Source organism: Sphingomonas sp. PAMC 26617, from assembly GCF_000242835.1.
In the GTDB taxonomy this organism is placed as follows: domain Bacteria; phylum Pseudomonadota; class Alphaproteobacteria; order Sphingomonadales; family Sphingomonadaceae; genus Sphingomonas.
The window spans coordinates 1-7,230 of sequence record NZ_JH594430.1 but is presented as its reverse complement, the minus strand read 5'-3'; the positions used below and the strand labels follow the sequence as shown (position 1 = coordinate 7,230).

Annotated in this window: 8 protein-coding genes; 2 read left to right on the top strand and 6 right to left on the bottom strand. The window is 59.1% G+C overall.

Features of this window, described 5'->3' with window-relative positions:
- A partial coding sequence (locus RH91_RS23385; protein WP_232283655.1) for a hypothetical protein occupies nucleotides 1–209 on the top strand: 209 nt, incomplete at its 5' end.
- 584 nt (nucleotides 210–793) lie between these two features.
- Here RH91_RS23385 and RH91_RS21120 read toward each other — a convergent pair.
- The 4 genes from RH91_RS21120 to RH91_RS21105 all read right to left on the bottom strand — a co-directional run bounded on the left by RH91_RS21120 (nucleotide 794) and on the right by RH91_RS21105 (nucleotide 3,782).
- Nucleotides 794–1,042, bottom strand: coding sequence for a DUF2442 domain-containing protein (locus RH91_RS21120; RefSeq protein ID WP_010165468.1), 249 nt, complete (start codon nucleotides 1,040–1,042; stop codon nucleotides 794–796).
- Nucleotides 1,026–1,268, bottom strand: coding sequence for a DUF4160 domain-containing protein (locus RH91_RS21115; protein ID WP_010165467.1), 243 nt, complete (start codon nucleotides 1,266–1,268; stop codon nucleotides 1,026–1,028). Before RH91_RS21115 ends, RH91_RS21120 begins: the two co-directional genes overlap by 17 nt.
- 582 nt (nucleotides 1,269–1,850) lie before the next feature.
- The gene (locus RH91_RS21110) at nucleotides 1,851–2,915 is read right to left on the bottom strand and encodes a replication initiation protein (RefSeq protein WP_232283653.1); all 1,065 of its coding nucleotides are present in this window, start codon (nucleotides 2,913–2,915) and stop codon (nucleotides 1,851–1,853) included.
- A gap of 387 nt (nucleotides 2,916–3,302) precedes the next feature.
- Nucleotides 3,303–3,782: a conjugal transfer protein TraD gene (locus tag RH91_RS21105; RefSeq protein ID WP_010165463.1), complete on the bottom strand. Its 480-nt coding sequence runs from the start codon at nucleotides 3,780–3,782 to the stop codon at nucleotides 3,303–3,305.
- 151 nt (nucleotides 3,783–3,933) lie between these two features.
- Between RH91_RS21105 and RH91_RS21325 the strand changes: the two genes are divergently transcribed.
- Nucleotides 3,934–5,406, top strand: coding sequence for a MobA/MobL family protein (locus RH91_RS21325; RefSeq protein ID WP_198283338.1), 1,473 nt, complete (start codon nucleotides 3,934–3,936; stop codon nucleotides 5,404–5,406).
- Here the strand turns inward: RH91_RS21325 and RH91_RS21095 are convergent.
- Nucleotides 5,385–5,870 (bottom strand): EAL domain-containing protein, encoded by a 486-nt coding sequence (locus RH91_RS21095; protein ID WP_332306634.1) that lies wholly within the window; start codon nucleotides 5,868–5,870, stop codon nucleotides 5,385–5,387. The two genes, RH91_RS21325 and RH91_RS21095, sit on opposite strands and share 22 nt — an antisense overlap.
- Nucleotides 5,828–6,202, bottom strand: a complete 375-nt coding sequence (locus RH91_RS23540; RefSeq protein WP_010165459.1) for a hypothetical protein — start codon at nucleotides 6,200–6,202, stop codon at nucleotides 5,828–5,830. Before RH91_RS23540 ends, RH91_RS21095 begins: the two co-directional genes overlap by 43 nt.
- Nucleotides 6,203–7,230 lie beyond the last annotated feature (1,028 nt).

The following is a 7,230-nucleotide window of genomic DNA, read 5'->3' as shown; positions in this document are numbered from 1 at the left end:
CCGGTCTTGCCGCTGTTCAGGCGATCTGCGCCGAACAGATTATTCCCGTAGTCTTCATTCTGGGTAGCGCCCGCACCTCCGCACATGCCCTCCCCTACGCCTCTGTTTTCAGTAAACCGTTTGGCGGCACTCGTCTCCGCGATGCTGTAGAGCAAGCAAGAGAGCGGGCACAAAAAGCCCGTCGTGTAGGTTCGGCGAACGGCAAATAACCACCAAACCCGGTCATTCGTGATGCAAAAATCAAAAGTTTTGCATCGCTCACGAGCTTATCAATATACGGCCACGCAATTATCAGACGGGACAAAAGCAGTGATAGCTATAGCAGCGATCGTACTCGCGCAGTTGGCTGCACCCGCTAGCGCCTCTGCATCGGGCAATCTTTCAGAAACGCTCTACTGGGCCAGCACAGATGCGACCGGGAGCCGCCTTTGCGATCGTAAGCGAAGCGCACGATATACCGAGCAGTTCAACCGTCGCTATGGCGCGCGAATCCAACCTCTAACTCAATATCATGTTGGCAGATTTGGACCTGATCCGGTCTTCATAATTGCCACGAGCTGCCGCGGTTCAGACCGGCCTAACCGCCAGCAAGATCACGATCACAAGCTTGCAATGGATTGCTTCGAGGGGGTGCTTCATGGTCTTGAGCAACAGTTCGGCCCTGGCGGAAATAAACCCTGATCGTCACTTTTGATGCGAAGCTCACAAGTTTTGCATCATGCAGAAAACGACCGAATAACAGGCGCTTCCGTGATGCATATATCCGATGCACATTGCGCGTGGTTTTTGCGCCTTAGGCTGCGATCTTTGCGGGGTGCGTCATATCGCCTTGACCGGCCAGCAGCCCCTCCACCGAGATGTCTTCATCAAGCGCATCCCAGTGTATTCCGCGACGGCTGAGTTCGAAGTCCTGACGCTGCTCTGGTGTGGCGTGGAGCAGTCGCGGAAACCATGCGAGCGGGACGCCTAACGTTCGACCGTCTTCGATCTCGACCCACATGCAATCCTCGTCGAAGCGCAGTGCCTTAGGCGAAATACTCATGCCATGCCCTTTCAAGCTGCTCGCGGTGTTGCTCGACCAGACGCTGGATACGGTTGAAGGTCCGGGCGTCGAAGCCGTCATTGTAGGCCATCACTACCGTGGGCGTGAGCCAGAATTTAGCTTCGTCCCGGCCTTGGCGGACGTGAATATGGGCGGGCTCACGAGGGTTTCCCTCGTTCGAGTAGAAATGAAACTTGAAGCCATCCACTCGCAGGACGATCGGCATTAGGAGCGCCCCAGCAGGCGCGACCAGAAGCCGCTTTCGGATCGGGGCTGAGAGGGTGGAGTAAGTGCTGTAATCTGTGCCCCCTCTAGCGGTTGCGGCATAATATCCGTTGGCGACCGATCCGGCGCAGGGCGTTGGTCACTCAGTGCAAGGCGCTGAGCTTGCTCACGCCATGCGTTACGTTCTTCTATCAGGTCGGCCTCTCGCTTCTCTGCTCGGTGTAGAAGATCGCGCAAATGCTCTGTTTCGGCTTGCGCACCAGAGGGTGGAGCGCTGCGCACTTTTGTTGCGGAGGTGTGCGGCGACTGCGCACCTTGGGGTACGCAGTCCGGGTATGCGCGAAACAGTTCAACAGGTTCAATGTGCCAACTGCCGGAAGCATTCTTAACGGCGGAAATACGGCCTTCCTTGATCGCTTTTAGGATTGCTGATTTGGAGCGCCCAATCAGCTCGGCGGCCTCTTTTGGCCCTATGGAAGTGGCGCTTACCATTGCACACCTAGTGGTGTGTACCGCGCACCACTAGGTGCGCAGGGGTGTTTCAGCCCATCAAGTTCGATAGAGCGATGGCTTAGCTCATTAGTCATTGCGCCTGCCCGTTGCTGGCACTTTTTTGGCCTCTGCAAAATGTGGCGAACATCTCGATAATTTTAGGACCACGCAGTGGCTTTCCGCCTCTTTTTGCCCAACGCCTAAAATCGTCAGCCACGGCATCAAGGTCGCGCGTCGGAACTGGCAAGGCGGCGCGGGCAACCTCTGCGAAAGCAGTATAGCGGATCGATCCGTCCGGAAATTCAAACGGCACGATCGGTGTGTCGCTGATGTGCTCCACTACGTTTTCACGACGCGCTTTGCGGCCGACCTTGGACCCGTCCAGTTCGCGTTTCGCTGCGGTGCGGTCGGGGGCGGATTTAATCTCCCACGACAGACGCACCGCCGTAATGGACCTACCTCGTTTTATCGGTTCGTAGGACACCCGAAATCCGGCGAGCTGGTTCACTTCGGCAATGGCTGGGTCGAGCGCCTTAACTTTCACATCTTGCCAGCGACCAAGCTTGCCGACTGGGACACCGAGGCGCGCCCGCAAATCTTCTAGCGAGAAAGTTTCCGCAGTTTTGCGGTCGAGCCCTGAGCGTAGTGCGAGCAGTTCGTAAAGGCGAAGGGAGTAGCGGCTTTCAAAGGCCATGACGGCCCGTTTCGACAGAACAGCCCAATGCTCGCTGTCTGCGAATACATGACGTAGTGTCTCTCCGAAGCGCCAAACGAGATCACCGCGATCATCTTCGTCGCGTTCGACCCGCGCCAGCATCGCTTCACTTATGACACGGATACGGCCCTTTACTTTAGGCGACGGCACACGAACCTCGATCAACGTGGTTTGCAATTCACGCAGCGCGTCGATGCGTTCGGTCAACGTCATGTGGCCGATGCCGCTCCCGTAGAGGTCAGCCAAGGCCATATGGTGGTCCTTGTTGGCCGCCAGATCGGTCCCGGCTTCCTTGACCAGCAGATGCCACAGTTTACTGGCCCGGAGGCTTAGGGCGCGTTGTCCCGGCCTAAAAATCATGTCGATTTGCCGACCGGAAGCCACCAGTTCGTCGGGGCGATCAGTGCGATCAAAAAGAGCCTGTTTCGTAGGTATTCGCATACGGGGACACTGAAGGGGACTGCGTATTCATACAAGTCCCTTTTCGCTCCCAATTAGTCCCTTTTCGCTCCCAATTAGTCCCTTTTCGCTCCCAATTAGTCCCTTTTAGACCCAAAAAACGGCAGTTTTCTGCGGGTTACAGACCCCCTGAACCTTAGAACCTTTAGAACAATAGGAGCGCTGACGCGCAAAATGACGCGTTGACGCGCGGCGTTTGAGTTTTGAGGGAGTGGATTTGAGGGGCTGAGGGTAAGGCTTGGGCGAGCCAGTGTGGCGGGTAGATTTAGATCTCATCCGAAATCGCTCGAGGATGGTCCAGAAAGGGCTTGGCGAGGCAGAAGAAGGTTTGGGGGCGGGAGACGCTCCAAAACGCCCCCTGAGGGCTTCTCAGGCGGTATCGGAGGGGTTTTGCGTGTGATCCCCTGGTTTGGCTAGCAAAGCGTCTCCACGGGCCTTCCAGCGGCTTTTCTGATCCTCGCTGGCGTCCGCCTTAGCCATTGCATCGAGCGCCCCGAGCAGGGTGGCCCGATCCCAGGTCGGTTTGCCGGCCTGACCATCGAGCAAGCCGACCATCGTCATCAACCCGGCTGCGAGGAAGCGCTGGTGGTCGCGTTCCCTGCGGTCCTCCTTGGCCTTGGCGCTGGTGACTTGGCGGATCGTCCCCCGGCCAGCACGCATGGTTTCCTTGGCGCGCTCGACCCGAAGCAAAGCGGAGAGGGTCTTATTCTCGCATGCGGTGCGATCGGGCTTGTCGAACAGCAGCACGAAGAGCTTGTCGTCCTTTGATGGATTATCCTTGGCGCGGACTCGTTCGGCGTGTCCATTCGCCCACGCTATGTGGCTGATGTAGCCTGCTCCGTTTTTCATCGAATCTGCCTCCCGCGATTTGACAGCAGGATGCGGATAAGAGCAGAAGAAGGCAAGGCAGAAGAGTCCATCATTTACTGATGGCCCGCTTTATAGTTTTGCAAAGATGCAAAACACGGGCTCTGCGAGGCGAAGAAGGAAGAAGATCAGCGTGGCAATCGCACGGCTGAAAATGAAGACGGGCGGGACCGGCAAGGCCGGACCCCACGCGTCGTACATTTTCCGCGAGGGCCACTATGCCCGCGATACGACGCTCGAAAGGTTGGACGCCACAGAGACGGGCAACATGCCGTCGTGGGCGCAAGACAACCCGGTCGCGTTCTGGCGTGCGGCGGATGCGCACGAGCGGGTGAACGGTACGACCTACCGCGAGATGGAGATCGCGCTGCCCCGTGAGTTGTCGGTCGAGGACCGGACGGCGCTGGTGCGCGCGTTCGTGGCGCAGGAGGTCGGAACCGCCCATGCGTACCAGTGGGCGATCCATACCCCTTTGAGCAGCAGCGACGGGGGCGAGCAGCCGCATGTCCACCTGATGTTCTCGGAGCGTCAGGTGGATGGGATCGAGCGCGGCCCCGACCAGTATTTCAAGCGGGCCAACAGCAAGGCCCCGGAGCGGGGTGGGGCCAAGAAGGGATATGGCGCGCATGGCGGTGCGTGGTTGAGCCGTGAGGACGCCTCGGAGGCGATGAAGGCATTGCGGGGCCGGTGGGAGGGGATGGCAAACGACCATTTGGCGCGGGCCGGTCGCGAGGAGCGGATCGACATGCGCAGCTATGCCGATCGCGGTATCGACATCACGCCTGCCGCACGGTTGCTCCCCAGCGCGTGGCGGGACGATGCGCAGCGGAGCAATGTGATCGCGTTTCGTCGCGCTGTGGGTGAGCTGGTGCGGGCCGAGGAGGCGGGGCAAGCCATGCTGCCTGATCGCGATGCGCAGATCATCGACCTCGAGCGCGAGCGGGCGAAGCGCGCCGAGGTCCAGCGTGAGCCGGTGACGCTGCCCGAGCGTGGTTCACTGATGGGTGCGGCCCGAGGTGCGATGACGCCCCCGGCAGCGGCAACACCGGAGATTCCCACACCGTCAGTACCCGCGCCGCCCTCGCCCGATGTCGTGATCCAGCAGTGGACGGCTGCGCACCAGCGCCAGCTTGTCGCGGTGCAGGTGAAGGCGCGGCGGGTGATGGGGCATGCCGAGGGCATGGAGCGCCGGCACCGGGGCCGCGTGGAAGATCACCGGCGTCAGGAACCGATCGCGCCCAAGGGCTTACTCATGGCGTTCAAACAGGCATCCTACGAGGCCGCCAAGAAGGCGTGGGACAAGGTTGCCGATAGTCTGTGGCGGCGAGCGCAGCAGTTAAAGCAGCGGGTGGAACGGCTGGAGGACTATCTCCGGCCGATCGACCGGTACACGCTACACCATCCCGGCGATGCGCTGGCGCACAAGAAGCTGGAGCAGCAGGACCCGCAACTGGTGAAGGATCATGCGCAGGCGGTGAAGGCCAAAACGCAGGAGCAGACGGCGGATCAGGCGATGCGCAAGGTCAAGGCGCTTGAGGGGATCAGGAAGCAGCGCACCAAGGAGAAGGAGCGTGGCCGCGACGATCATCGCGGGCGGGGGCGGTAGGTCGGTCGTAGGTATCCGCCCAGATCGGCGTGGGGGATGGGCCATGCTACTGGACCAAGCGCCCTGAAGCTTGGCTTGGCAAAGAGATACCCTTGAAAGTATCGGACGCCTAATGGCTGGAGCGCGCGAAGCTCGGCCAGCGTTTCGATGCCTTCGCCTATGACTTGGATTCCCATCTCTGCACACATCAGGACGACATGGCGGACGATGGTTCGTTTCGCCGCGTTCGTATCGACATCCCGGACCAATTGCATGTCGATCTTGACGATGTCGGGTTGGATCGCAGCGAGCAAAGAGAGGCCGGCATAGCCGGCGCCTAAGTCATCCAGCGCAGTGGCAAAGCCCATCTTTCGGTACGCTGCCACAATGCCCGCGACGTGCTCGGGTTCGAGCATCCGTTCGTTTTCGGTGAATTCGAATATCAGCCGTCCGGTAGGAAAGCCGGTCGCCATTGCCGTCTCCAGCGTCGACTGGATGCAAGCGATCGGGGAATAAACCGAATTGGGCAGGAAATTATCGACAGCTTTGCATCGCCGTTGAGGATGCCAGCGGTAACGGCACCTCTGATCGCCGCAATCCGGCACCTCTGATCGAACGAGTAGCGGTTTTCTTCACTGAGCTGAGACAGGACGCTGTGGGCGCTCTCGCCGTTGGGTCCGCGAACCAGCGCCTCATAGGCGTAAGTCCGCTGAAGCTTCATGTCGACGATAGGCTGGAAGGCCATCGCCAGATCGACGGTGAAGTCCTTGCCGCCGCGGCATCCCGAACACGCGGCCGCAGGCTTCAACACGTTCATGACCGATTAGGCTCCAAAGGGTATGCCGAAACTATGCTTCCCATTGCATTATAGACGGTGGGCGCAAGTTCGGACGTTGCGCGCCGACTTTGTCCCGCCTGACCGCACCTACTTTCTGATAAGAGTGTTCCACTTTGTGGTAGGGGACGATCGATAATTCTACGAACATGTGAAAAGTCGCAGCGCGAAGAGCCTCTGCTCGCAAATGGAGCGGATTCCTACTCACGCTTTCCGACAATGGGGCGGGGCACCCTGCTCACATTAATTGACACTGTGCTCGCAATCGTCGCGACGTGCTCGCAATCGGAATGGTCTGCTCGCGCTCTCTGCAAATGAGTTTGCATAACTCGTGGGCGAGGGCGCGCCCGCACGGTGGGGTTTTCGCAACAGTATTGAGAACGGCAATAGGCGTGGTGGGCCGGCTTCGCCGCCGAACTCCTGAGAACGTCAAAAACGGTGGTTTTGGAGAAGCGCGCTTTCGGCAGCTCCCGCCCAGTAGCGGACCTTGCTCAGGCTCGGAACGCGCACGTTTCATTAACCGACTGCGCAGATACAGTGTGCATGGAAAATTGCCGTGACATGATCGAATATTTTCGCACGCAATCTCGTGTTCAGGTGCACCTCGCAGTGCTTTCGGAGGCAAGCGCTGTAGCGGCGATGCATATCGATTTGGCTCAATTTCGGGAAGAACAAGCACGGGCTGCCGAGAAATTTTGCCCCGAAAAGTAGCGTTCTTCCAAAATGTACGGAGTCTGCTTCCGCCCAATAGCGGACACGCAATGCCCCATGACTCGACTCTTGGCCTAACCTGTGGTTTTCATTTCGGGGGTGTAACAGACGAAAGCTACGTGCGATGCACGCGCTCGTAATCGAGGACAACTTCCTCATCGCTACGCAAATCGAGGACGGGCTATCCGCTCTCGGTTATAAATCGTTCGACCTCGTGGACTCCGAAAGTGCTGCGATCGAGGCTGCTCGCGTCCGGTGTCCTGACCTGATCACGGCGGATGACAGGCTGGCGAGCGGCA

Bases quoted from the DNA above. Each gene is read 5' to 3' on its own strand.
- RH91_RS21105 (WP_010165463.1), bottom strand. From the start codon at position 3,782: ATGAAAAACGGAGCAGGCTACATCAGCCACATAGCGTGGGCGAATGGA.
- RH91_RS21115 (WP_010165467.1), bottom strand. From the start codon at position 1,268: ATGCCGATCGTCCTGCGAGTGGATGGCTTCAAGTTTCATTTCTACTCG.
- RH91_RS21120 (WP_010165468.1), bottom strand. From the start codon at position 1,042: ATGAGTATTTCGCCTAAGGCACTGCGCTTCGACGAGGATTGCATGTGG.
- RH91_RS23540 (WP_010165459.1), bottom strand. From the start codon at position 6,202: ATGAACGTGTTGAAGCCTGCGGCCGCGTGTTCGGGATGCCGCGGCGGC.
- RH91_RS21110 (WP_232283653.1), bottom strand. From the start codon at position 2,915: ATGCGAATACCTACGAAACAGGCTCTTTTTGATCGCACTGATCGCCCC.